Source organism: Lacisediminihabitans sp. FW035 (assembly GCF_054880895.1).
In genome coordinates this window covers 2,951,732-2,974,747 of sequence record NZ_CM142187.1, presented here as the reverse complement: position 1 = coordinate 2,974,747, position 23,016 = coordinate 2,951,732, and the positions used below count along the sequence as shown (strand labels likewise).

At 64.8% G+C, this 23,016-nt stretch carries 25 protein-coding genes and 1 other annotated feature; of the genes, 18 read left to right on the top strand and 7 right to left on the bottom strand.

Going from position 1 to position 23,016, the window contains the following annotated elements; translation table 11 throughout:
• Nucleotides 1–73 precede the first annotated feature (73 nt).
• Nucleotides 74–319 carry a hypothetical protein gene (locus ACVXZ4_RS14260; protein WP_461795480.1) on the top strand — a complete coding sequence of 82 codons (246 nt, stop codon included), beginning with the start codon at nucleotides 74–76 and terminating at the stop codon, nucleotides 317–319.
• 995 nt (nucleotides 320–1,314) lie between these two features.
• Here the strand turns inward: ACVXZ4_RS14260 and ACVXZ4_RS14255 are convergent.
• The 3 genes from ACVXZ4_RS14255 to ACVXZ4_RS14245 all read right to left on the bottom strand — a co-directional run bounded on the left by ACVXZ4_RS14255 (nucleotide 1,315) and on the right by ACVXZ4_RS14245 (nucleotide 4,661).
• Nucleotides 1,315–2,487 (bottom strand): IS30 family transposase, encoded by a 1,173-nt coding sequence (locus tag ACVXZ4_RS14255; protein WP_461797992.1) that lies wholly within the window; start codon nucleotides 2,485–2,487, stop codon nucleotides 1,315–1,317.
• A 561-nt stretch (nucleotides 2,488–3,048) separates the two neighbouring features.
• A protein-coding gene (locus tag ACVXZ4_RS14250) for an IS3 family transposase (RefSeq protein WP_461795327.1) occupies nucleotides 3,049–4,313 on the bottom strand; the annotation gives its coding sequence in 2 pieces (ribosomal slippage) (nucleotides 3,049–4,010 and nucleotides 4,010–4,313; 1,266 coding nt in all).
• Nucleotides 3,880–4,014: a sequence feature (AL1L pseudoknot), on the bottom strand. Its footprint overlaps the gene before it by 135 nt.
• A 69-nt stretch (nucleotides 4,314–4,382) precedes the next feature.
• Nucleotides 4,383–4,661, bottom strand: coding sequence for a hypothetical protein (locus tag ACVXZ4_RS14245; protein WP_461795479.1), 279 nt, complete (start codon nucleotides 4,659–4,661; stop codon nucleotides 4,383–4,385).
• Nucleotides 4,662–5,502: 841 nt separating this feature from the next.
• On the opposite strand from ACVXZ4_RS14245, the gene ACVXZ4_RS14240 reads away from it, so the two are divergent.
• Nucleotides 5,503–6,093, top strand: coding sequence for a hypothetical protein (locus tag ACVXZ4_RS14240; protein ID WP_461795478.1), 591 nt, complete (start codon nucleotides 5,503–5,505; stop codon nucleotides 6,091–6,093).
• Nucleotides 6,094–6,407: 314 nt separating this feature from the next.
• Here ACVXZ4_RS14240 and ACVXZ4_RS14235 read toward each other — a convergent pair whose 3' ends face one another.
• Together ACVXZ4_RS14235 and ACVXZ4_RS14230 are read right to left on the bottom strand one after the other, a co-directional pair.
• The gene (locus ACVXZ4_RS14235; RefSeq protein WP_461795477.1) at nucleotides 6,408–7,127 is read right to left on the bottom strand and encodes an SDR family oxidoreductase; all 720 of its coding nucleotides are present in this window, start codon (nucleotides 7,125–7,127) and stop codon (nucleotides 6,408–6,410) included.
• A gap of 29 nt (nucleotides 7,128–7,156) precedes the next feature.
• Nucleotides 7,157–7,855: a type 1 glutamine amidotransferase domain-containing protein gene (locus tag ACVXZ4_RS14230; protein WP_461795476.1), complete on the bottom strand. Its 699-nt coding sequence runs from the start codon at nucleotides 7,853–7,855 to the stop codon at nucleotides 7,157–7,159.
• A 114-nt stretch (nucleotides 7,856–7,969) separates the two neighbouring features.
• On the opposite strand from ACVXZ4_RS14230, the gene ACVXZ4_RS14225 reads away from it, so the two are divergent.
• A complete protein-coding gene (locus ACVXZ4_RS14225; protein ID WP_461795475.1) occupies nucleotides 7,970–8,860 on the top strand; it encodes a LysR family transcriptional regulator in 891 nt (296 codons plus the stop codon).
• A 27-nt stretch (nucleotides 8,861–8,887) separates the two neighbouring features.
• Here ACVXZ4_RS14225 and ACVXZ4_RS14220 read toward each other — a convergent pair whose 3' ends face one another.
• A complete protein-coding gene (locus ACVXZ4_RS14220; protein ID WP_461795474.1) occupies nucleotides 8,888–9,646 on the bottom strand; it encodes an SDR family NAD(P)-dependent oxidoreductase in 759 nt (252 codons plus the stop codon).
• A gap of 172 nt (nucleotides 9,647–9,818) precedes the next feature.
• On the opposite strand from ACVXZ4_RS14220, the gene ACVXZ4_RS14215 reads away from it, so the two are divergent.
• The 11 genes from ACVXZ4_RS14215 (at nucleotide 9,819) to ACVXZ4_RS14165 (ending at nucleotide 17,698) form a co-directional block, all read left to right on the top strand.
• Entirely contained in the window at nucleotides 9,819–10,745 is a 927-nt protein-coding gene (locus tag ACVXZ4_RS14215) for a LysR family transcriptional regulator (protein WP_461795473.1), read from the top strand.
• 161 nt (nucleotides 10,746–10,906) lie between these two features.
• Complete coding sequence (locus ACVXZ4_RS14210; RefSeq protein WP_461795472.1) at nucleotides 10,907–11,215, top strand: tautomerase family protein; 309 nt, start codon at nucleotides 10,907–10,909, stop codon at nucleotides 11,213–11,215.
• Between the two features lie 153 nt (nucleotides 11,216–11,368).
• Nucleotides 11,369–12,208: an oxidoreductase gene (locus tag ACVXZ4_RS14205; protein WP_461795471.1), complete on the top strand. Its 840-nt coding sequence runs from the start codon at nucleotides 11,369–11,371 to the stop codon at nucleotides 12,206–12,208.
• Nucleotides 12,209–12,368: 160 nt separating this feature from the next.
• Nucleotides 12,369–13,727, top strand: coding sequence for an FAD-binding oxidoreductase (locus ACVXZ4_RS14200; protein ID WP_461795470.1), 1,359 nt, complete (start codon nucleotides 12,369–12,371; stop codon nucleotides 13,725–13,727).
• Nucleotides 13,724–13,846, top strand: coding sequence for a hypothetical protein (locus ACVXZ4_RS14195; RefSeq protein ID WP_461795469.1), 123 nt, complete (start codon nucleotides 13,724–13,726; stop codon nucleotides 13,844–13,846). Before ACVXZ4_RS14200 ends, ACVXZ4_RS14195 begins: the two co-directional genes overlap by 4 nt.
• Nucleotides 13,843–14,229 carry a nuclear transport factor 2 family protein gene (locus ACVXZ4_RS14190; protein ID WP_461795468.1) on the top strand — a complete coding sequence of 129 codons (387 nt, stop codon included), beginning with the start codon at nucleotides 13,843–13,845 and terminating at the stop codon, nucleotides 14,227–14,229. The genes ACVXZ4_RS14195 and ACVXZ4_RS14190 overlap by 4 nt, the downstream gene beginning before the upstream one ends.
• Nucleotides 14,230–14,304: 75 nt before the next feature.
• Entirely contained in the window at nucleotides 14,305–15,330 is a 1,026-nt protein-coding gene (locus ACVXZ4_RS14185) for an SLAC1 family transporter (protein WP_461795467.1), read from the top strand.
• Entirely contained in the window at nucleotides 15,327–15,671 is a 345-nt protein-coding gene (locus ACVXZ4_RS14180) for a nuclear transport factor 2 family protein (RefSeq protein WP_461795466.1), read from the top strand. Before ACVXZ4_RS14185 ends, ACVXZ4_RS14180 begins: the two co-directional genes overlap by 4 nt.
• Nucleotides 15,672–15,714: 43 nt before the next feature.
• Nucleotides 15,715–16,533, top strand: coding sequence for an NAD(P)H-binding protein (locus tag ACVXZ4_RS14175; RefSeq protein WP_461795465.1), 819 nt, complete (start codon nucleotides 15,715–15,717; stop codon nucleotides 16,531–16,533).
• 32 nt (nucleotides 16,534–16,565) lie between these two features.
• Nucleotides 16,566–16,787 carry a PLD nuclease N-terminal domain-containing protein gene (locus ACVXZ4_RS14170; RefSeq protein WP_461795464.1) on the top strand — a complete coding sequence of 74 codons (222 nt, stop codon included), beginning with the start codon at nucleotides 16,566–16,568 and terminating at the stop codon, nucleotides 16,785–16,787.
• Between the two features lie 47 nt (nucleotides 16,788–16,834).
• Nucleotides 16,835–17,698: an alpha/beta fold hydrolase gene (locus ACVXZ4_RS14165; RefSeq protein ID WP_461795463.1), complete on the top strand. Its 864-nt coding sequence runs from the start codon at nucleotides 16,835–16,837 to the stop codon at nucleotides 17,696–17,698.
• Nucleotides 17,699–17,951: 253 nt separating this feature from the next.
• Here ACVXZ4_RS14165 and ACVXZ4_RS14160 read toward each other — a convergent pair whose 3' ends face one another.
• Nucleotides 17,952–18,338, bottom strand: coding sequence for a RidA family protein (locus ACVXZ4_RS14160; RefSeq protein ID WP_461795462.1), 387 nt, complete (start codon nucleotides 18,336–18,338; stop codon nucleotides 17,952–17,954).
• 216 nt (nucleotides 18,339–18,554) lie between these two features.
• Here ACVXZ4_RS14160 and ACVXZ4_RS14155 point away from each other — a divergent pair, with 216 nt between their 5' ends.
• Genes ACVXZ4_RS14155 through aspS form a run of 4 tightly spaced genes read left to right on the top strand, consistent with a single transcriptional unit; the run spans nucleotide 18,555 to nucleotide 23,012 of the window.
• Nucleotides 18,555–19,688 (top strand): glycosyltransferase family 4 protein, encoded by a 1,134-nt coding sequence (locus tag ACVXZ4_RS14155; protein ID WP_461795461.1) that lies wholly within the window; start codon nucleotides 18,555–18,557, stop codon nucleotides 19,686–19,688.
• A gap of 26 nt (nucleotides 19,689–19,714) precedes the next feature.
• Nucleotides 19,715–20,533: an SGNH/GDSL hydrolase family protein gene (locus ACVXZ4_RS14150; RefSeq protein ID WP_461795460.1), complete on the top strand. Its 819-nt coding sequence runs from the start codon at nucleotides 19,715–19,717 to the stop codon at nucleotides 20,531–20,533.
• Between the two features lie 21 nt (nucleotides 20,534–20,554).
• Complete coding sequence (locus ACVXZ4_RS14145; RefSeq protein WP_461795459.1) at nucleotides 20,555–21,196, top strand: DedA family protein; 642 nt, start codon at nucleotides 20,555–20,557, stop codon at nucleotides 21,194–21,196.
• 43 nt (nucleotides 21,197–21,239) lie between these two features.
• Nucleotides 21,240–23,012 carry an aspartate--tRNA ligase gene (aspS, locus tag ACVXZ4_RS14140; protein ID WP_461795458.1) on the top strand — a complete coding sequence of 591 codons (1,773 nt, stop codon included), beginning with the start codon at nucleotides 21,240–21,242 and terminating at the stop codon, nucleotides 23,010–23,012.
• Nucleotides 23,013–23,016 lie beyond the last annotated feature (4 nt).

Sequence of the window (23,016 nt, the reverse complement as noted above, 5' to 3'; positions counted from 1 at the left end):
TTGTTGACGGCCACGGCCCGGAGATATGGCTCCATACGCAGGCAATACGCACCGCGTATCCGAGAATGGCCACATGGCCGAAATTTCCGACACCTTTATCGTCGAGTTGCAATATGACGAAGTTGTTGTGCTGTTCGCACTGCTTCATCGACTAGAGGATCAATCGGCCCTCGAGAACATCTCTCAGGACCGGGCCGAGCTCATCGCACTGCAGTCTTTGACTTCCGCCCTCGAGCCCTTGATCAATGAGGTCTTTTCGCCGAACTTCGCAGAGTTTATAGTCGCAGCAAAAGAGAGACTCACAGGCCTTGACGAATGACGTTCCCAAGTGAGACGGAATTTGGCCTGGAGACCGTCCCATTCACGCGCCCGTAGAGTGGGCAAAATCTGTCGTGCGGCGATGCGGTGAATGGCATGTACTTCGACGAGGGGGATGATCTCTTTCGAGACCCGTTCGCTTCCGCTTTTCTTGCGCGGCTTCGCAGTCGAGCAGCAGCTTGGACGACGGATGTGCGCCCTACCGACACTGGCGTGGAAACGATGGCAAATCCCGTCGCGACCAGGGTCGACGTCGCCGGACTGTCCGGCACCTCGACGGCACTCTGGGTGTTGTGTCGTCACGATCCCGGGCGACCTCCCGTCCTTCAAGGCTCGTGGGGCGACCGGGCGTACGTCGGAGACGACTACGGCCCTGACGCCCTTCCCCTTCTGACACAGACCGTTCAGGCTCGCAAGCATCAGCCATGCCAAGGCGCGTGCATTCACGCTTGACGGCTATCCGCTTAGCGAAACGGACAGTTTGGAGCGGAGACGCGCCTGGGCCAAACGGCTATCAGAATCAGGCTTCGATGGGGTGGTGTTCTCGTCAGCCCTGCCAGGTTCGTCCCATATCGTCGCACTGTTCGAGAAGTTCAACGGTTCGGTCACGATGCCGCCGGCGGTCGCCTAAGGGCCTCCCACCCCGGGGGTTGAGGCCGCCCTTATGTCCGGGTTTAGCGTCGACGCTAAGCATTCACGATCGCAAATCGACCTGATCTGACACCTGCAGCCGCACAACGGGGACGTGACAAGTCTTCAGTATTGGAGTTAGCATCGGCTATGCCCGATCCCAGCCCCGCACCCGGCCGCTCCTCCGGCCGATTGAATCAGGTGCATCCAGACGGCGGATACGACGAGGTTCTTCAATTTCCTAACGGCACCCGCAGCTACCTTTTGAACGGCCTGCTTGAACGGCCTGTTTCACCGGACCGACGGGCCATCTTTCGTAGGTAAAAAGGGGTCAGCTCACGATACGGAATAAATAACACGGCGGATTCAAGCAGTGATCGCACCAGTGAGCGTTTTGATCATCTCATCTGGGGTGGCGTAGCCGTTCCGTTTCCTGGGCCGTCGGTTGATCTGAGCCGCGACGACGTCGAGTTGTTTTTGGCTGTCTTGGCGAAGCTCGGTGCCCTTCGGAAAATATTGCCGTAGGAGCCCATTCATGTTCTCGTTGCTCCCTCGTTGCCAGGGTGATCGGGGCTCACAGAAGTAGATCGGCAACCCGATCGCAGCGGTCACGTCCGCGTGTTTGTGCATTTCTACTCCCTGGTCCCAGGTGAGTGAACCACGAAGCGTCTCGGGCAGCGCACCGAACAAGCGGATGAGACCATCGCGGACGTGTTCGGCGCGGTGTTTCGCGTCGGGAACGTGCATCAGCATCACGGTGCCGGTGCCTCGCTCCACGAGGGTGCCGATCGCTGACTTGTTCGCCCGGCCGATGATCAAGTCGCCCTCCCACGCGCCAAGAATCGTGCGGTCTTCCACTACGGCTGGCCGTTCGGTGATCAGAGTCATGTTCCGAATCCGACCCCGGCGTTCTGTCGCCGTTCTGCGTCGTTTCCGAGCGTTCCGTCCGCTTCTTATCGTTGCATCTGCGCTGCGGTGGAGGGCGCCCGACGTGCTCGCGTACAAAGCTTTGTAGATCGTTTCGTGGGACACCCTCATTGAAGGCGTTTCCGGGAAATCGACCACAAGTCGCCCGGAGATCTGTTCCGGAGAGAGCCGGTCTTTCAGGCCTGCCTGCACACGGCCACGCAGCTGATCGACGTTGGTGAGTTTCCCCGGGCGTGGCCGGCGGGCGGCGTCAAACGCCATCCGGTGGGCGGTCATCGCCCGGTACCGTTGCCGCGGTGTTGCATTGCGGCGCAGTTCACGACTGATTGTGGAATGTGACCGGCCAAGGCGTCGCCCGATCTCTCGGACGCTGAGGTGATGTGATTTCCAGATCATGATTTCCTGCCGCTCTTCGAACGACAACGACCGGCCCTTCAAATTCCGCCCCCACCTTGGCCGGATCCCACCATGCTCCTCGAGATGCGCGAACACGGCCGTCTTCTTCCAGCCCAGCAGAACCGCTATTTCTTCGCCCGTCCGCCCAGCCTCGCGGAGGTCCCACAGCTTCGTAACAACATCAGGGAGCATCCGCTCGGAGAACCGTCCAGACATATCGATCAACACCATCCACAGAGTAAGTGGTGCGATCACTGCTTGAATCCGCCCACGCGAAGGATTCCCGGGGCGTCTGAGGGGTCGCAATCTCCCGCCTTTCGGTTGGCGAGGGTTGTTCCCGGTGTAGTCGCCGGTGAGGTTGATGTGTTCCCAGCCGAAAACCCAGATCACGCCCAAGCGACCCAGCATCCCCAAGCCGACCGGTGGATCGAAGCTAAGAGCCGCACCGAGCATTCAGCAAGTCAGGAAGTCAGCCGTGACTGCGCCTGGCCACTCTGACCCCGGCGCGATTGAGCCAACTGAACTCGGGGCAGTCCCAAACGTCCTCATCGCCACGCTCGGCATCACGAGCAGTACCGTCCGCCGCGGTCGAGTAGCGCGAGTAGTACCGATTGGCGTCAGCCCCCGCCACTCCACGCCCATCCAACAGAATATTGACGCTTTAGCTGCCCTTCGGCGACGGAGCATCCCGGTATAGCAAACCGGCCGCCCACCTGATTCCAGGTGGGCGGCCGGTTTTGTCTCAATGAACCGCTCTGGGTTTGATGGAGACTCGCGCTATTTGATTTCGACCGCCTGCTGGTGGTCGGTTTGTTCAGCATAGAACGCTGTCTCGAACTCAGCGGGTGGGATGTCGCCGAGGTAGCCGTGGAGTCGCTGCGTGTTGTGCCAATGGACCCAGCCGAGGGTGGCTAGTTCGAGATCTTCCACCGTTTTCCAGGGGCCCGGGCGTGCGGGCCCTCGGACGAGTTCGGTCTTGTAGTAGCCGTTCACCGTCTCGGCGAGGGCATTGTCATACGAATCGCCGACCGTTCCGATTGAGGGTGTCGCGCCGATCTCGGCGAGACGTTCCCCGTAGCGAATAGACGTGAATTGACTGCCCGCGTCGCTGTGACACCGCAGGTCCTCATGGTGGGTGCCGCGACCCCACCGAGCCATCTCGATTGCGTCCAGGACCATGTCCGTGCGCATGTGACTGGCGCACCGCCAGCCAACGATCATCCGCGAGAACACGTCGACGATGAAGCAGACATACGCGACTCCGGCCCAGGTTGGCACGAAGGTCAAATCGGTGACCCAGAGCCTGTTCGGGCTGGTCGCGCTGAACTCACGGTGGACAAGATCCGGGTGACGGGACGCGGCAGGATCAACCCTCGTTGTCTTGACCCGTTTTGTCCGAGTTGCGCCCTCGATGCCAGCCGCGCGCATCAACCTGCCCGTCTGGTCACGGCCAATATCGATACCGGCCCGACGTGCAGTCTTCCAGAGCTTGCGGACCCCATAGACGCGGTAATTGTTCTCCCAAATCGTCACCAACTCCGGAACCACGACGGCGTCGCTGACCGCTCGCGCCGATGGGGCGCGATCTTTCGCGGCGTAATAGGTGCTCGGAGCCATCTGCAACAGACTGCAGATGGGCTCGACTCCGAGCCGGCGACCTTCGAGGACATCGTCCTTGTTGGTGTCAATGAACGCGACTACTTCCGGTGTTGGCGGTCGAGCTCCGCCCCGAAGAAAGACGCGGCCCGCTTGAGTATCTCGTTGGCCCGCCGAAGTTCCCGGTTCTCCTGCTCGAGCTCCCGAACACGCCGCGCCTCCACCGTCGTCACACCCGCCACGTGACCGTCGTCAACATCGGCCTGCTTGACCCACATCCGCACCGACTCGAGCCCGTAACCGAGCTGCAACGCCACGCGTTGAACTGTCCCATGCTCGGTTCCCAACTCCGCTCGCAACGTCCGCACCATCCGGACCGCTGAGGCCTTCTCCTCTGGCGAATACCGACGTGTCGTCGGCTTCCCCACTGATCGTTCTTTCGACATAAACCCATCCTCGTTTCCAAGGTCAGGAGTCTCCAAGAAACCCAGAGCGGTTCACAAGCTGGCATTCAGTCAACTGGTGACGGTATTGATCAGCGCCGTGCTCTCGATTGCGACGACCAGAACTCCAAGCACGCTAACGGCGATCGATAGCCAAAGTAGGACAGATGCCCCGCGCGGCCGAGGCCGTCGAAGCCCCAGAATCGAAAGGATGGTGACCACCACGCTTCCTATGATTCCGAACGGCGCGACAATCGCAATCCCAGCGAAAAGCACTGCGAGAACGAGGAGTATCACAGAGGAACGAAATGTGGTGTGCTTCAGCACTTTTTGAGTGTCAACTGCGACCATGGTGTGCCCTTCCTAGATATTGACGAGCGTCTCACTGACGATCCCCGGACCGTTGGTAACTATGGTCATTCTCTTGTTGCCGTTGAATCCAGAACCCTTGTATGCCAAAGACAAAGCGAAGTCTGTGATGCAATACCCCCGGCCCGAGGAGACATACCTGGAGTTGCTGGTTGAAACGGACCAGAACCCGGAGAATCCATTGTAGGTTCCGCTGCAATACTGAGTCGTTAGAACAATGCCGTTTCCGGTTTGATACCGGAATGTCTGGTTGAAAGATCCGAGGACTACGCCAAGAAAAACACTATTCGCGCTCCAGGTAGCGGTCACGTTGTAGACAGTGGCAGCCGGGGTCACTGCCGCGGCCGTTGCGAGCGTGGTAGGGGCGGCAATCCTGACAACGTTCGACTGGATTTCGTGTGTAACTTCCGGCGCGTCAAGCGGATTCGGGCTGGTGATGATCTTGACGAATCTGGCTTGCTGATTGGGCGTAAGTTTTTCGAATTGACTGGAAGCTTGGGCTGCCGCGGCGTTTGTCTTTGCCGCAACGGCGAGCTTGGCCTCCCAGGTGGCGACTTCTCCGGGGGGACTGATGTCGATCTGGTTGACTCGAGATTTGTCGCGTACGACGTTCCGCCTACAGGCAAATCTTCCTGCGCCCGTCGAAGATCCAGGTCTCTGACGTTACGCGAGAAGCTCCCGCGCAGCTCTGTGCGGCGAGTGCTTGTGGGCCCGTCGCGTTGAGGGCGGAGTTGTCCGCTGGGAGAATGGACGCATGGCAGATTTGCGGCGAAACACTCCCGAGCCTCCCTTGGGGAGACCGAGAGTTGAGATGAGGCCCGGGATGGCGGACGAATTGATGCGGGAGCTCGCGCCGCTCTTGGCGGAGGACGGAGTCGACATCAACGATTTCCGCGACATCGACGCGCTCAATCGTGCCATCCAGAAAGCGACCGAGCGGCGCAATCTGGAACTGTTCACGCCGGTCGGTGCCCGCCGGGATCAGGCCACCACACTCCTCATGCTGGTGGTGGCCGCGACCGCCGACGACAGGACGGAACTTGCGGGCCGACTGATTGATAGCGCTCAGCCGGAGTCGCCGGACAATACCGCCGCCGAGGTGTCGAGTTGCATTGGAATGGCGTTGGGGTTGCTCGACGACTGGTTGTCCGGCCAGCATCCGGACGCGCCCAGCGACCTGGCCGATACCGTTCGTCTTCCGGCAGGCCACTGGTTTGGAGAGCGCGCTGCGATCAATGTCCTCGCACTCGCCCGCAAGGGTCGAGCATTTGGATCGCTGGGCTCCCTGATCACCAAACAGGGCAGCCACCAACTGCAGGCCGGTTCCGCTCTAGCTCTCGCTGGTGCGGTTATCGCCTGGTCCCGATCCAGCGGAACGCCGGTCGGAAATTTGCTTCCGACTGTCATTCGCTAGGCCGTTACGCGGCTCGGAATCTTTCGGTCGTAGGACTGCCCGCTGGATGGCTTTCGTAACGGTGACCGGTCTCGACGAATTGGGCTTGCGCTGCTCCCACTCAGAGCATCGGTATTTGCGGTGCAAATGGATTTGCCGCGTGCCCACATTTTGCCCACATCTGAGCGAAAATGACGCCATTCTCAGGTGATGACAGTGGTCAAAAATCCCCGAATCTCCGGGGTTCTTGCCCGTAGTCTGCGGCAGCCGTAGGCCTGAATACGGGTTCGAATCCCTGTGGGGGCACCTGGTACAGCCGTCGAAAGACCCGGGGCTCAGGCGATGACTGTGCCCCCGTCGACCGGGAGAACCACGCCGGTTCCGTAGTCCTGCATCATGGCGTAGACGAACGCCTCGGCGACATCGTCCACGTCACCGACTCGGCCGAGGGGGAGTGCCGCACCGACGCTGTCGTACATGGTCTCTCTCTCGGTCTCGGTCATGCCGCCCCATAGGGGGCTGCGGAGCACTCCCGGTGCGATCGCGTTGACTCGAAGCGGCGCCAACTCGATTGCGAGGGCGCGGGTGAGGGAGTTGATCGCCCCGCAGATGCTGGCTCCGAGTGCCCACCCGGCCCCGGGGCGGTCGCCGGCGCTCCCACTCGTGAGCGTGACGGATCCTCCGGCCCGGATCGACGGAACGAGCGCGCGAAGCACCGTCAACGCCCCGACGTACCGGGTGGCGAAGAACGACTGGGCGATGTCGGGAGTGATATCGGCGAGATAGCGAAGGGACAGCGGCTCGCCGGCGGTGTACGCGAGATGATCGATCGCCCCGACGTGCGCGGAAAGAGCGGCAACCGAGACCGGGACTGCCAGATCGACGGTGGCACCTTCGGCGGACCCGCCGAGCTCGGCGAGGGCGCGGTCGACGCTCGACCGGTTGCGTGACACGACGATGGGGGTGGCGCCGCGGGCCGCGACAGCCTTCGCGATGGCGAGGCCGATTCCGGAGGTGCCTCCGACGATGAGCACGCGAGTATTGGCGAGATCCATGAGCATCCTTTGTTGGGTTGGTGGCTGGTTCAGGAGAGTGAGGCGGCGAGCTGGCGTGCGACCTCGGCCGCGGAGGCCGGGTTCTGGCCGGTGATCAAGTTCCGGTCGGTGATCACGAAGGGAGTCCATGCGGCGCCGGAGACGTAGCGGGCACCCTCATCGCGAAGTCGAGTTTCGAGAGTGAAGGGGGCCGCGTCGCCGGGGCCTCCCAACTGCTCCTCCTCGTTGGAGTACCCGGTCATCTCGTAGCCGCCGAAGATCCAGCGACCCGCCTCGTCGCGGGCGGAGAGCAAGCCGATAGTTCCGTGGCACGCCGCAGCGATGAAGGAGTGGCGGGCCTGCAGACTGCTCAGGATTCGCCCGAGGGCGGAGTCGTTGTAGAGGTCTTCCATCGGGCCGGTACCGCCGGGGATGTAGACGGCGTCGATGCTAGCGCTGTCCAGCTCGTCAAGGGAGAACGGATGAGCGAGCTCGGCTTCGATCTCGGAGAGGGCGCGGCGCAGCTGTTCGGTCCGCTCCGGCGAGCCGGTCATCGCCCCGTCGAGGCTGTAGTGCTGCAGCGATGCCGCTCTTCCGCCGGGAGTGGCGAACCTGACTGCCATTCCGGCACCGGTGAGCACTTTGTACGGTTCGATGACTTCCTCCGCCCAGAACCCGGCGGGGATGGTGGATCCGTCTTTCATCGTCCAGAAGGGAGATGAGGTGACGGCGAAGAGGACTGTAGGCAATGGAGCTCCTTGATGCAGTGATTCCGGCGACCTGTTTGGTGCGCTTTATTCAGCTTCGTCGGGCGTGCGTTTTCTGTCCAAGACCGAAAGTGGGGGCGGTGATACGGTTCGGGCATGACCATTCGGGCTCTGTACCTCAACCAGGACGCGGAGATCGACCTGCGGAAGGTCCGCTACTTCCTCGCAGTGGCATTCCACCTGAACTTCGGGCGCGCTGCCGACGAACTGCTGGTGGCGCAACCCGCGCTGAGCCGGGCGGTCAAATCTTTGGAAGACGACCTGGGGGTGCCGCTGTTCGTCCGCGACAAACACAGCGTCGTCCTCACTGAGGCGGGGCGCGCCCTGGTGGTCGAAGCCGACGCTCTGTTGGCTCTGGCGCAGGCGGCTCGACGGAGGGTCAGGGCGGGAGGGGCGGTGTCGACCACGCTGTCGATCGGATTCCGCCCGGGCATCATCATCACTCCGGTGGTGCAACAGTTCACCCGGGAATTCCCCGACATCGTCGTCGTGGCGCATCGGATCGAATGGGACGAGCAGTCGGCAGCGCTACTGGACGGACGCGTCGATGTGGCCTGGGTTCGGACTCCGATCGCGGACGGTGGCCTTCGAGTCGTCCCCCTTTTCGATGATGCCGAGATGGTCGCGGTCCCTGCGGCGCACAGGCTGGCACACGAAGAATCGATCGAAACCGGCCAGCTTGCGGACGAAGCGATGCTGCATTACGACACCGCCCCCATCCACACCGTTGGCCGCCCTGCCGAATTCGACGGGGTCAGGACAATGGAAGGAAAGTTGGAGGCAGTCGCGATGGGTCGCGGAGTCGCGCTGTTGCCTCAGTCCGCCGCCAGGTACTACCAGCGCGCGGACATCGTCTATATTCCTGTCACCGACGGAGCGCCGTACCACGTCGCACTCGCCACAGTGGCGGCCGCGTCGAGACGGCCGGAGGTCGAGGCATTCATCGCTGCCGCTCGCTCACTGTACCCGGCCCCGGGTGCGGCATAGTCCGTCGGCTCGACTGTGCGGCACAGGCTAGGCGGCAAACCCCCCATCCACGGCGAGATGGGCGCCCGAGATGTAAGACGCCTCGTCCGACAGCAGAAACAATGCCGCCGCGGCCACTTCGGCAGGCTCGCCCACGCGGTTTGCCGGGATGCTTCCTGACAGCACGCGAAGATCCTCACGCAGTTCGGATGCCCGACGTGTCGGGCACGAGTTGATGGCGCCAGGCTGGAGTTCGTTGATTCGCACCCCTCGACCGCCCCAGGACCTTGCGGCAAGACGGGTCAGGTTGCGTACCCCGCTCAGGGCATCGGTAGTGTCGGTAGGCGCGGGGGAGCCCCACTCTCCGTACACGGAGGACACGTTGACCACGGCACCTCCGCCCGCGGCTTCGATGGCCGGAAGCTCGACTCGCATGGCATAGAACAGGGCTGAATGATCGGCGCTGATGATATCCCCCCATGAGGTCATTCCCCCGGCTGGCGAGAGCATCGATGACACCGGAGCAGCGATATTGACCGCGAAGTGCAGGGCACCGAATCGTTCGACTGTCGCGGTCACGACACCCTGCATGGTGTGCAAGTCGTGGATGTCGGCGACCAGGCTCAACGATGGTGACCCCGGACCGTCGAGGGTCGAGCACAGTGCGTGGAGCGCCAATTCATCGCGTCCAACGAGCGCGAGCCGCGCCCCGTTCATCGCCAGGGCTGCCGCTACCGCGGCTCCTATCGTCGTGTCGGCCGCCGTGACGATGGCAACCTTCTCCGAGAAACGAAGTGTGGGCTGCATCCCCATCACGGGCTGGCCATGAAGGCGACCGGGCCGCACGCGGAGGGAGATCCGACGCGTTCCGCAGGACCCGCACCGGGACGACGTGTGTTTGGTGTCATAGCCGAAGCCTGCGCCCTCGATTGATCGATGTCTATTTACTTTTCGTTCGCAATCGACTAAATCTGGTTTTGTGTTAGACGTCCGGAAACTGAACATGCTGGCCGAGCTCGATCGGCTGGGGACCATTGCCGCCGTAGCCAAGTCGCTTAACCTGACTCCGCCAGGCATCTCGATGCAGCTCAGCGGGCTGGAGCGAGAGCTCGGAATCCAGCTGACCGAGAAGCGCGGGAGGCGCATCGTCGTCACGCCGGCTGGCCATCTGCTCGCCCGCCACGGCAGTGCCATCGTCGACATGCTGGCGGTCGCGGAGATGGAGGCCGCCGCGCTGCGCGATGGAGCGGTCGGCACCTATCGGGTTGCCGCGTTTCCGACCGCAGCGAGGGCGATCCTTCCGGTGGCCTGGAAGATGATCGCGGACGAGAGTCAGTCCGGTGTGCAACTGAGGCTGTTCGAAATGGAGCCGAGCGTCGCACTTGCGGCGCTTTTTGCGGGAGACATCGAATTGGCCGTCGCACACCACTACTCCAACATGCCGCCGCTGACCGGACCCGGGTTGGCGTTCACGCCCATCCACGACGAAGTGGTCCGGCTCGCGGTCAATGAGCAGGACTGGTCCGATTCCGCGGGGACCGTGAACCTCGGGGAGTTCGCCGATCACGCCTGGATCGTCCCCAACCGGGAGTGGACCTGTTACGACATGGTTCATCGCGCCGCCGACCTTGCCGGATTCGAGCCGAACACCGTCGCCGAGGCTACCGATTTCCAGGTTCAACTCGCGCTCGTGGCCGCGGGAGTCGGCGTTGCGCTCGTGCCGGAACTCGGCGCAATGGATGTTCCCCCCGGTGTCCGGATGCTCGATCTGGAGGCCCCGATCCACCGGAAGATCCTGGCGGTCTCCCGTCGAGGGTCCTCTTCCGATGCCGGTCTTCGACGCATTCAGTCCGCCCTGGTCACCGCAGCGGGACTGTTGCTGCCGTCCGCCATCCCGGAGTCGTAGCCGTCCGGGGGCGATCGAACCGGGCGGTCGAACTCTCGATCCTCGGCCATGCCGCAAATGCATCACCGTTTCGATTTTCGGTCTTGGACGCGGGGATGCACCGGGGCGGAAGCTAGGGGCAGCCGAGGGAACCTCCCCCCGCACAATCGAAGGATCACCAGATGCCGCTCGTCAGGGTCACACTCGTTGATGGAGTTTTCAGCGAAGAAGAGAAGCACGCGATGGCTGCCGAACTCACGGACGTCATGCTGAAGTACGAGGGCTCAGAAGCGTTCCGCGAAGTCGTATGGGTGCTCCTCGAAGAGCTGCACACCGACGGCTGGCACATGGGCGGACTGCCGTTCCGCGGGCCGGCCACCATCGTCGACCACCTCGAACGATCGAAGGCCGCGTTCGACAGTATCGAGGGCCACCCGGTCACTCGTCCCGAGCTGGCGAAGGCCGCACCGGTGGTCCAAGTTAGCCGGTAGCCACGAGGAGACGCTCAGCCTCCACAACCATCGCTCGTCGGCGGTAGGGCGACCACATCGTGCAGGGGCACTCCGTCCGGCCGTTCGCGTTGGTACCAGGTCGCCGGCCTCACGAACGACTGTTTAGCTACTTAGCCGAAAGGGACGTTGGACATGACGAAGACATGGCTCATCACGGGAAGCTCGAGGGGATTCGGCGCGGAGCTATCCCGCGCCGTACTCGAAAGCGGGGATCGCCTCGTTGCGACGGCACGCCGGCCCGAGCAGCTCGCACACCTGATGGACTCCTTCGGCGCAAGCGTGCGCACGGTCGCCCTCGACGTCACGGATGTCGGATCGGCGGAGGCCGCCGTCGCATTCGCGCTGCGGGAGTTCGGGTCGGTCGACGTGGTGGTCAACAACGCGGGATTCGCGAACAGCTCTCCCATCGAGGAGACGACCGACGCCGACTTCCGCGGGCAGATCGAGGCCAACCTCTTCGGCACGGTGAACGTGACCAAGGCCGTCCTGCCGGTCATGCGGGCGCAACGCTCGGGGACCATCGTGCAGTTCTCGTCTGTCGGCGGCCGAGTGGGCGGCACTCCCGGAATGGGCGCGTACCAAACCGCGAAATTCGCGGTCGAGGGATTCTCCGAGGTGCTGGCGAACGAGGTCCGCCCGTTCGGGGTGAGGGTCATGATCGTCGAGCCGGGGGCTTTCCGCACCGACTGGCAGGGGTCCTCGATGATGCTGCATCCGGTGGGTGTGGACTACGAGGAGACGGTCGGGGCGCTGAACGCGTACCGGGCGGCCAACGCCAGCAACCAGCCGGGAGACCCCGCGCGGGCCGCCCGGGTGATCGTTAGCACCGTGAACGGCGAGGATCTGCCGATGCGTCTGCTTCTGGGTGCGGGCGCAGTGAGCCTGGTTCGCACCGCGGCGGAACTTCGCGCGGCCGAGACCGAGAAGTGGGCAGCCATCAGCGCCTCCGCCGACTTTCCCGCCCGCGCCTGACCTGCCGCCGACACTTCGAACCCCGGGATTACGACCCCGCGAAGCTGACCGCCCACACCACCGACTTCGGTCGGACCTGATCGTTGAGATCGGAATCGACTACTAATGGGTTACGGTTAAGAAATCCATTAGCCCTGACGCCCCCACCAGAGGACAAGACATGACCCTCCGCTCCCAGCCCGGCACGAGTCCCGCTCACCCGGGGGATGCCGAGTATTCGGACGCCACGGCGAGCTACAACCTTCGGTCAGACATAACTCCGATGGTCGCCGGCGTCGCCCGGACCGCCACCGAGGTGCAGAGCCTCATCGATTTCGCGCGCAACGGTTCACTGAAAGTGCGGGTGCAGACCACCGGACACGGATTCAATTCGGTCCTGCCCATGGGTGACGCGGTCCTGATTCGTACCGAGATGAGCCTCCCCGTCTCCGTGGATCCCGTGAGCAAGACGGCCGAGGTGCCGGCCGGAGCGACCTGGGGAGATGTCGTCGAGGCGGCTGCCCCTCACCACCTTGCTCCACTTCACGGTTCAAGCGCGACCGTCGGGGCGATCGGCTATCTCCTCCAGGGCGGCATCAGTTTCTACGGCCGCAAACACGGTGTCGCAGCGAATCTGATTACGTCGATTAGCCTCGTCCTAGCCGATTCGTCGATCGTCACGGTCGACGCGCAGCACAACCCCGACCTGTTCTGGGCTCTGCGCGGCGGGGGCGGCGGATTCGGAATCGTGACCTCCGTCACCCTCGGCCTCGTCGACGTCCCCTCGGTGGCGACCGGATCCACGTTCTGGCCGGCCTCGGCCGCACAGACCGTTCTCGAAGCGTGGGACGACTGGTGCCGCACGGCGCCTGACGCCGCCTCCACGGCCTTTCGACTCATGCATATCCCCGCCCAACCGGGCCTGCCCGCCGAGCTCACCGACGGACCGGTCGTCTGCATCGACGGAGCCGTGCTCGACGGGGAGGGCATCACCGGTCTCGAACTGATCAACCAGTTCCTGGACCCGCTCCGGCGTCGCATCGCGCCGATCCTGGATACCTGGCACATCGGCACGGCTGCTGAGGTGGCCGTCACCCACGCCGACCCGCCGACCCCTGTCCCGTTCTTCGGCGACCACGTGTCGCTCACACGGTTGGGAGCAGAGGCCATCACGGCGCTGGTCGCTGCGCTGGCCGAACCATCCGCCGCGATCCTCACGATCGTCGAGTTGCGCCAGCTCGGCGGTGCCCTGTCGACCCCGGATCCGATCGGGGGAGCCGTAAATTCCGTCCGCGGAGAGTATGGATTCTTCGCTGTCGGAATTGTGGCCGGGCCGAACACCGCGGAGGATATCGCCGCGGAACTGGACCGTGTCCGCGCCGTTCTCCGCCCGTGGACATCCGACTTCACCATCCCCAGCTTCGTCGAACGGGTCGGAGTGCCCCAGAAGTCGTTCGATGATGCGACCGCCCTGCGCGTCGAGGGGATTCGTCGCCGGTTCGACCCCGATGGGATTTTCGCCGGAGATGTCGCCCGATGAGCATCGACAACCTCGACTCCGAGCTCGACCCCGCCTTCGCGGAACACTTCCTCGAAACGATCGTCACCGAGGTCATCCACAATCACGAACTGATCGCTATCGAGGGAGACACGCAATGAACACCTATGAGAGTCGCGCAGAATTCGTCGACAACCTCCGATCGGCGCTGTCGACCGCCGACCGCTCTCGCCTCACCGAACTGGTGATCGACGACTTCGTCTGGGTGCTTCCCGGCGACAACGCCGTCTCCGGCGAGACGATCGGTCTCGACGGCATGTTGGGCCGACTGGAAAAGCTCGCCGGCTTCGAGGTGAACATCGACATTCAACGGGGATTGGTCAGCCCGGACGGCGTCGCCATGATCCTGCACAACACCGGCACCCACAACGGCCGCGTCCTTGACGAGTACCTCGTGTCGGCGGTCACGCTCGACGACGGCAAGGCGAGCCGCATCGACACCTACATCAGCGACATCCCCATGATGAACGCCTACTTCGTGTAGCCCATCCCCCCGCGCAATGAGCTCGCGCCGCGACTCATCACCCACAACGAACCCACAAAGCAATCGGAATCGGACATGACTTCCTCGAACACAATCACGCGCATCCCCCTGAACACCCTCGCTATCCCCTTCGGCCTCTCGGGGCTTGCCGCGGTCTGGACCGACGCCGGCGGCGATCTCGGCTGGACGGAGGGCGTCGGCGACGCCCTCTGGGCCATCGCCGGGATCGCCTGGGTGTGGATGATCGTCGCCCATTCGATGCGCGGGGCGAAGAGTGCTGACACTCTCGCCAGCCAGCTGCGGCATCCCGCCCAGGGGCCGATCGCCGCCCTCGTCCCGATCGTCGGAATGCTGCTCGGGGCCAACCTGTTCCCTCTGCTTCCGTGGGCCGGGACAACGCTGGTGATCGCCTCGATCGTCGCCGCGGGCCTGTTCGCCGGGTGGATGCTCGCCTCCTGGACCACGGGACGGTTGCAGATCGACGCCGTGCATGGCGGATACTTCCTCCCGACCGTCGCGGCGGGCCTGGTCGCGGCGACGGCGTCGGCCGACGTGGGACTGATGTCTCTCGCCGTCGGAGTCTTCGCCGTCGGCATCCTCTTCTGGGTGGTGATCTTCGCTCTCCTGCTGGGCCGGCTGGCCACCCGCCCGGAGCTGCCCCCGGCGCTCGCGCCGACGATGGCGATCATCGTCGCCCCGCCCGCAGTGGCGGGCACGGCCTGGTTCGCCATAACCGGCGCACGCGTCGGACCCATCGAATACGCCCTCGCCGCAGTCACAGTGGTCATGGTGCTCATGCAGCTGTTCCTGATTCCGCGCTATCGGAAGTTGCGGTTCAGCCTCGGATTCTGGTCGTTCACATTCCCGTTCGCCGCCGTCGGCGGATACGGGATCGAATGGCTGGAGCTGGTGCGCCCCATCGGCTGGCAGGTCATCGTCGTGGCCATCGTCGCCGGCATCTCGGTGCTGGTCGGCACTATCGGCGTGAAGTCCGCGATGCTCTTCTTCGCCTCCCGCCCGCACGCCGAACGGTCACTCACCGCCGCAGATGATGTCGTGGAGACCGTGCAGGGCGCGTCCGTCCCGGTGCCCGCATCATGACCGCCGTCGACATCAGCGACCTTCCGGGGATCGTCATGTCCTACCTGACGGCATCACAGGGCACGGATCCCGGATCGGCGGTCGCCCTGTTCACCGCCGATGCGACAGTGACCGACAGCGGGTCGCACTATGCGGGCACCGTCGAGATACTCGACTTCCTGGAACGCGCCACGACCGAGTTCGAGTACACCAGCACCCTCATCGGCGCCGAACGGGCGGGGAATACCGCAACGGCAATCAACCGGCTGGAGGGCAACTTCCCCGGCGGCATCGTCGAGCTGCGATACGTCTTCAGCCTTGACGACGGTGAGACGGCGATCACCCGGCTCAGCATCTCCTAGTCATCCTCTCCACCACCACCACGCCGAAAGTCGGATCACTCCCATGAATACCTACCTCATCATCGGCGGCACCGGGAAGGTCGGTTCCCGTCTGGCGCAGATCGTTCGCACCACCGGCCACGGCGCGCGGATCGCCAGTAGAACCGGCGGCGACGTGCGGTTCGACTGGCGGGACAGCACCACTTACCGCGAGGCACTGACGGGAGTCGACGCCGTATTCCTCGTCGGGCCCGGAAGTGCGACCGATTGGTCGAGCCTGCTCGCGGAGTTCCTCTCCGTCGCCGACGCCGAGGGCGTCCAACGCGCCGTGTTCCTCTCCGCCCGCGGAGTCGAATTCCTTCCCGGCGGTGCTGTCGACCGCGCCGAGGACGCCCTCCGTGCCGGACCACTCGGCTGGACCATTCTGCGCCCGACGCATTTCGCTCAGAACTTCACCGAGGCGATGTTCGTGCCGGAGGACGGGAGAGTGCACGCCCCCGTTGCAAACGGTCGGGAGCCGTTCATCGACATCGAAGACCTCGCCGAGGTGGCCGCCGCCGTGCTCATCGACCCGGCCTATGCCGGCGACACGGTCGAGATCTCCGGTCCGGCCGCGCTGGGCTTCGAAGAGGCGGTGGCCATGTTGGGCCGGCACGCCGACCGCGAATTCACCTTCGTCGACGAACACCCATCCCTCCACGAGGACCGGCTCCGTGCTGCCGGGACTCCCGAGGGGTACATCGCGTGGCGGATGGCCATGCTCGGAGGCATTCGACGCGGCGAAGACGCCTACGTCAGCGACGGGGTACAGCGGGTGCTCGGCCGCCCCGCGACCTCCTTCGGCGACTGGGCGCGGCGCGAAGCATCCGCTCTCTCGGCCTGATTCCCTTCCTCCTCCACAGATAGGACTCCCTCATGAACAGCAACCTCGAACATCTGGCTGTACTCCTCCTGATCGGAGCAGCCTCGCTCGCATTCTGGATCAGCGCGGTCTTCAGTGTGCTGCACCGCGCGGCGGTCTCGTCCTTCGAGCGCGGCGTCTGGATCGTGGTCGCGATAGTGCTGCCCTTCCTCGGGCCGCTGGCGTGGTTCGTCTGGGGTCGCAACCGAGTCCGACAGCCCGGCCCCCAGGCCTGAGCGCCAACGGACGCCACCGCCCCACGACAGCGAAAGCAGGAAAACTCATGACGGTCCATCACCGTTTCGTGCGAATCGACGGTCGGCAGGTGTTCTACCGCGAAGCGGGGGACCCGTCCGCACCGCACGTGCTCCTTCTTCACGGGGCGCCGGCAAGCTCACACATGTTCCGTGACCTCATCCCGCTGCTGGCGAAACGATTCCACGTGGTCGCGCCGGACTACCTGGGGTTCGGTTTCTCCGATTCCCCGACGATCGACGAGTTCACGTACTCGTTCGATTCGATCACCGGAGTGGTCTCCGGGCTGGCGGACCACCTCGGCCTCGGAAGTTACGCGATCTACGTGCAGGATTACGGTGCGCCCGTCGGCTGGCGCCTCGCGCTCGCCGATCCGACGAGGATCACAGCGGTCATCAGCCAGAACGGCAACGCCTACGTCGAGGGATTCGGCGACCTCTTCTGGGCCGACCTCTGGGAGCACACCGAGCGTCCGACGGCGCGAAACGAAGGGCCGCTCCGGGCCGGACTCACGCTCGACAGCATCCGCGACCAGTACGTGACCGGTGTGGGCGACCCGTCGCTGGTGAGTCCCGACACCTGGCACTCCGACTTCGCAAACCTTCAGCGACCGGGGAACGTGGATGTCGCGCTCACCCTGTTCCGGGACTACCACACCAACGTCGAGCTGTATCCGGCGGTACACGAGTGGTTCCGTACCAGCCAACCTCCGTCCCTGGTCGTGTGGGGCGCGGGAGACCCGATCTTCGTCCCGGCTGGTGCCGAGGCGTTCCGTGCAGACCTGCCCCAGGCCGAGATCCATCTCCTGGAGGGCGGGCACTTCCTGCTCGAGACACACGCGCATGAGGTGGGCGCGTTGATCAACGACTTCCTCGACAGAGTCCTGAGCTAGGCCGCCGTCCACGACACGAGGAGCGCACACAATGCCCGACGCAGTCAGTTCACCCATCGACACTGATCCGGTGATGTTCACGGTCGAGCGTCGAGAAGACGGCGTTGCGCTCATCACGATGAATCGTCCGGACAGGAACGCGCTGGCAGAATCGAGGCCTGACCCTCTCCGTTCGCATACCGGTTCAAAGCGGCCTCGCGGCAGTAGCCGCCTCGGTGTCGATGCGCTGAGAACTGGCGGGGTGATCGAGTCGCTAGGTGCGGCCGGCTACCGCCTGAATCTCGATCTTCGCCCCGAAGGGAAGGGCGCCGGCTTGGAAAGTGAAACGTGCCGGCGCGGTCGCTAGGTCCGGGAACTGGCCGCGCCACCAGTCATTCAGAATGGCGTAGTCGCCGATATCTGCGACGACGCATTGGACGTACACGATTTCATCGACTCCGTATCCTGAGGCCGCCGCAATGGAGACGATGTTGTGCCATGCAAGCTCGGTCTCTTCCCGGAAGGTGCCAGGCACGAACTTCCCCTCGGGGTCGAGGGCAGGCATACCGCTGATGAAGCAGGTGCCGTTCGTCTCCGCGGAGAGGCTGAAGGGCAAACCAGCCGGGAGTCCGTCACCGGTGGCGGTTCGAGCGATGGTCATCGTGTGATCCTCTGATCGGCGATAGCAGCGTGGTGTTGAGCCGTGTCTCTTCTCACCCAGTGAACACGATGAGGGTGCACCTTCGGTGCAAGAGAGCTGGATGCCCTCGCTCACCGCGTCTGTCGACTACGCGCGCACCCAAGAGTTCACCTGCCCCTCAGCCGACAGACACCCAAAACGGCGTCGCTCAAAATCCGCGGATGACAGCCTCGGGGCATGAGGATCGCGATAGTCGCCGAGACCTACCTCCCCCTCGTCAACGGAGTCACGCATTCGCTGCAGCGCGTACTCGAGCATCTCGCCCGCCGGGGCGACGAGGTGCTGGTCATCGCCCCGGCGGCGGTCGGGTCCGACGACATCGATCGCCGCGACGGCGTGCGCGTCGTGCGATTGCCCTCCGTCTCCGTTGCCGGATACTCCGACGTGCGCCTCGCCGTGGGAGGGGTCTCGCGGGTGCGCCGGATCCTCGCGGCATTCGCACCGGATATCGTTCACCTCGCCTCCCCGTTCGAGCTCGGGCGCCGGGCTATGCGCGCCGCCGAGCAACTCGGGATCCCCGCCGTCGCGGTCTACCAGACGGACGTGCCCGGATACCTCGGCAAGTACGGCCTTCCGTTTCTCGAGGCCCTGGCGTGGCAGCGGGTGGTGGGAATCCACCAACTCGCGACCCGTACCCTCGCCCCGTCACTGTCTGCGGCGCGCCAGCTCGAGCAGCACGGCATCCCACGGGTGGAGCTGTGGGGGCGAGGAGTCGACACGACCCGATTCCACCCCGGAAAGCGGAGCGCGGCATTTCGTGCGGAGGCCGCGCCGAACGGCGAGATCCTCATCGGCTACGTGGGGCGACTCGCGGTCGAGAAGCAGGTCGAAGACCTCGCCGCCCTCAGCGGCATCCCCGGTACCCGGCTGGTGATCGTCGGGGAGGGGCCCGAACGCGAGACACTCGAGGCCCTGATGCCGGCCGCCTTTTTCACCGGCTTCCTCGGCGGTGAGCAGCTCGCCGCGGCCCTCGCGAGCGTCGACCTCTTCGTGCATCCGGGTGAGCTCGAGACCTTCTGCCAGACGATCCAGGAGGCGATGGCATCCGGACTGCCGGTGGTGGCGACCGGGCGTGGTGGCCCGGTGGACCTCGTCGACTCCTCGCGCACCGGCTGGTTGTACACGCCCGGCGATCTCGCCCAACTGCGCCGCCACGTGGTGGACCTGGTCGGGGATGACGCCAAGCGCGCCGCCTTCGCCGAGGCCGCGTTCCAGAGTGTGCAGGGTCGCACCTGGCCGGTAGTCTGCGAATTGCTGCTCCACCACTTCGAGACCGCGATCGCCGAGCACGCGCTTCTGATGCGGCGGTGACAGGGGCGGCAGTGACAAGGGCGGCAGTGACAGGCGCAGACACGCAGAGGCGTCTCTACGTCGCGCTCGGAGATTCGTTCACCGAGGGCGTGGGGGATCCGGATCCCCGCCTGCCGAACGGTGTGCGTGGCTGGGCCGACCGAGTGGCTGAGAAGCTCGCCAAGGCCGAGCCCGGCTGGCAGTACGCGAACCTGGCGGTGCGCAGCAAGAGGCTCCGGGAGGTCGTCGACGACCAGCTCGCCGTGGCGCTGGAGCTTCGCCCGACCCTGATCACGCTCTACGCCGGGGGCAACGACGTGATGGACCCGGGTACCGAGATTCGCTCCCTCCTCGACGACTACGAGCGTCTCGTGGTCGCACTGTCCGGCACGGGCGCGACCCTGCTGCTGTTCACCGGCTACGACGTCCCCCTCTATCCCGTCGTCTGGTTGTTCCGTCGCCGAAATCACGCCTACAACGACGGGGTGCGCCGCATCGCGAAACGGTATGGTGCGACCCTCGTGGACTACTCGAGCTTCGATGGCTACGAGGACCGGAGGATGTGGTCAGCCGACCGCCTGCACCTCTCGAAGAATGGGCACAAGGCGCTGGCCGCGAAGGTGCTGGATGTGCTCGCCGTCGAACATTCGATCACGGTGAAGCATTTCGCCCCGGTCGAGTCGCGATCGACGGGGCGCTGGCTGGTCGAGCAGGGACTGTGGGTGCGGGACTGGGTGGTCCCGCTGGTGCACCGCAAGATCCGGCGGGTGACCCTCGGTGATTGGATGAAACCGCGCTGGCCGAATCCGGTGGAGGTTCCGCGTAAAGGCGGGCTTCGTCGATTCGTGCGAGACCGGCCATCATGACCGACGCCAAGGGCGGCATCTGTGGCTGACGTCGCCGGTGTGGTCTACGCCCTGGCCCAGTCGCCGTGGGCCCTTGCGGCGCTCGTCGCGCTCCTCGTGATCGATGGGTTCTTCCCGCTCGTGCCGGGGGAGACGATGGTGGTGACGCTCACCGCGCTCGGAGCCGCGGGACACGGCCCGAGCCCGCTCGCGGTGCTGCTCGTCGCCACCGGCGCGACGATGGTCGGGGACGGGATCGCGTTCCTGATCGGACGGTCGGTGCATCCGGACCGCTGGCCCTGGATGCGAAGACCGAAAGCGCAGAGCGCGCTGCGGTGGGCATCCGCCCGCATCGACCGCAACCCCGGCGTGATCCTCATCGGCGCGAAGTTCCTCCCCTTCGTGCGTGTTGCCGTCACGATGACCGTCGGGGCGAGTGGCCTTCCGGTGCGGAGGTACCTGGTCTTCTCGTTCCTCGCCTCGACGATCTACACCGGCTACCACGTCGCGATCGCGCTCACGGCGGGAGGGCTGTTCACCGCGAACCCTCTGCTCGCACTCGCGGCCTCGATCACGTTCGGCATGCTGTCGGCGGCGGTGATCGGGGGTGTGCACCGGCTCGTGACCCTCCGGGAGGGTCGCGCGCGCCCGGCCACGCCCTCCGCCGACCGGCCGGTGTCCTAGGCTGGTATCCGGTCTTGCGACCGCCGACAGCCCAGGGATACCCATGTACAGAACCACCTACGCCTCCGCTCTGAAGCGAACGGATGCCGGCACCGAAGTCACCCTCTCTGGTTGGGTGGCGCGGATCCGCAATCACGGTGGTGTGGTGTTCATCGACCTCCGGGACTCCTCGGGCATCGCCCAGGTGACCTTCCGTGACGACCAGGTGGCCACGGCCGACAGCCTGCGGGCCGAGTCCTGCGTGAAGATCACGGGCATCGTGCGCGAGCGGCCCGCGGGCAACGTGAACGCCGCGATCGCCTCCGGTGAGGTGGAGATCGAGGCGACGAGCCTCACGGTGCTCGCCGCGAGCGACGTGCTGCCGTTCCAGCTGGACGACGAACCGGGCGAGGAGACCCGCCTGGCCTACCGCTATCTCGACCTGCGCCGAGAGTCGGCCGCCTATCCGCTGAAGCTCCGCTCGAAGGTATCGGCTGCCGTGCGCAACGTGCTGGTCGACCGCGACTTCGTGGAGGTGGAAACCCCCACCCTGACGCACTCCACCCCGGAGGGCGCGCGCGACTTCCTCGTGCCCGCTCGTCTCAAGCCCGGCGCGTTCTACGCCCTGCCCCAAAGCCCCCAGCTCTTCAAGCAGCTGCTGATGGTCGGTGGATTCGAGCGCTACTTCCAGATCGCCCGCTGCTACCGCGACGAGGACTTCCGCGCCGACCGCCAGCCCGAATTCACCCAGCTGGACGTCGAGATGGCCTTCGTCGATCAGGACGACGTGATCGCGCTCGCCGAAGAGGTGCTCGCGGCGATGTGGGGCACGATCGGCGTCACCCTTGCCACCCCGATCGCCCGGATGACGTACGCCGACGCGATGCGCCGCTACGGATCCGACAAGCCGGATCTCCGGTTCGGGCTCGAGCTCGTCGAGTGCACCGACTATTTTGCGAACACGGAATTCGGGGTGTTCAAGGCTCCCTACGTCGGCGCTGTCGTCATGCCCGGGGGAGCAGACCAGCCGCGACGCACCCTCGACGCCTGGCAGGAATGGGCGAAGCAGCGCGGCGCGAAGGGCCTGGCCTACGTGCTCGTCGGCGAAGACGGCGAACTGCGCGGTCCCGTCGGTAAAAACCTCTCCGACGCGGAACGCGAGGGCCTCGCAGCCCACACCGGCGCGCAGCCGGGGGACTGCATCTTCTTCGCCGCCGGGGCGGTCAAAGCCTCGCGCGGCCTGCTCGGAGCGTTGCGCGGAGAGATCGCCGCACGCCTCGACCTGATCGACCCCACCGCCTGGGCCTTCACCTGGATCGTGGACGCTCCACTCTTCGAGCCGGCCGGGGATGCCGTCGCGAGCGGCGACGTCGCGGTCGGCGCGGGCGCCTGGACGGCTGTGCACCATGCCTTCACCTCTCCGAAGGACGAGTACCTCGACACCTTCGACACCGACCCAGAGCCCGCACTGTCCTGGGCCTACGACATCGTTTGCAACGGCAACGAGATCGGTGGCGGCAGCATCCGCATCAACACCCGCGAGTTGCAGGAGCGGGTGTTCCAGGTCATGGGCATCTCGCACGAGGAGGCGCAGGAGAAGTTCGGATTCCTGTTGCAGGCCTTCGCGTTCGGCGCGCCCCCGCACGGCGGTTTCGCCATGGGCTTCGACCGCGTCGTCTCGCTGCTGGCCGGAACGGACTCGATCCGCGATGTGATCGCGTTCCCCAAGTCGGGAGGTGGCAACGACCCGCTCACCGGGGCGCCGGCCGAACTCGAGGCCGCCCAGCAGACCGAGCTCTACCGCACCCTCGGCGTGCGCGCCATCGCCCGGGGCTGAATCC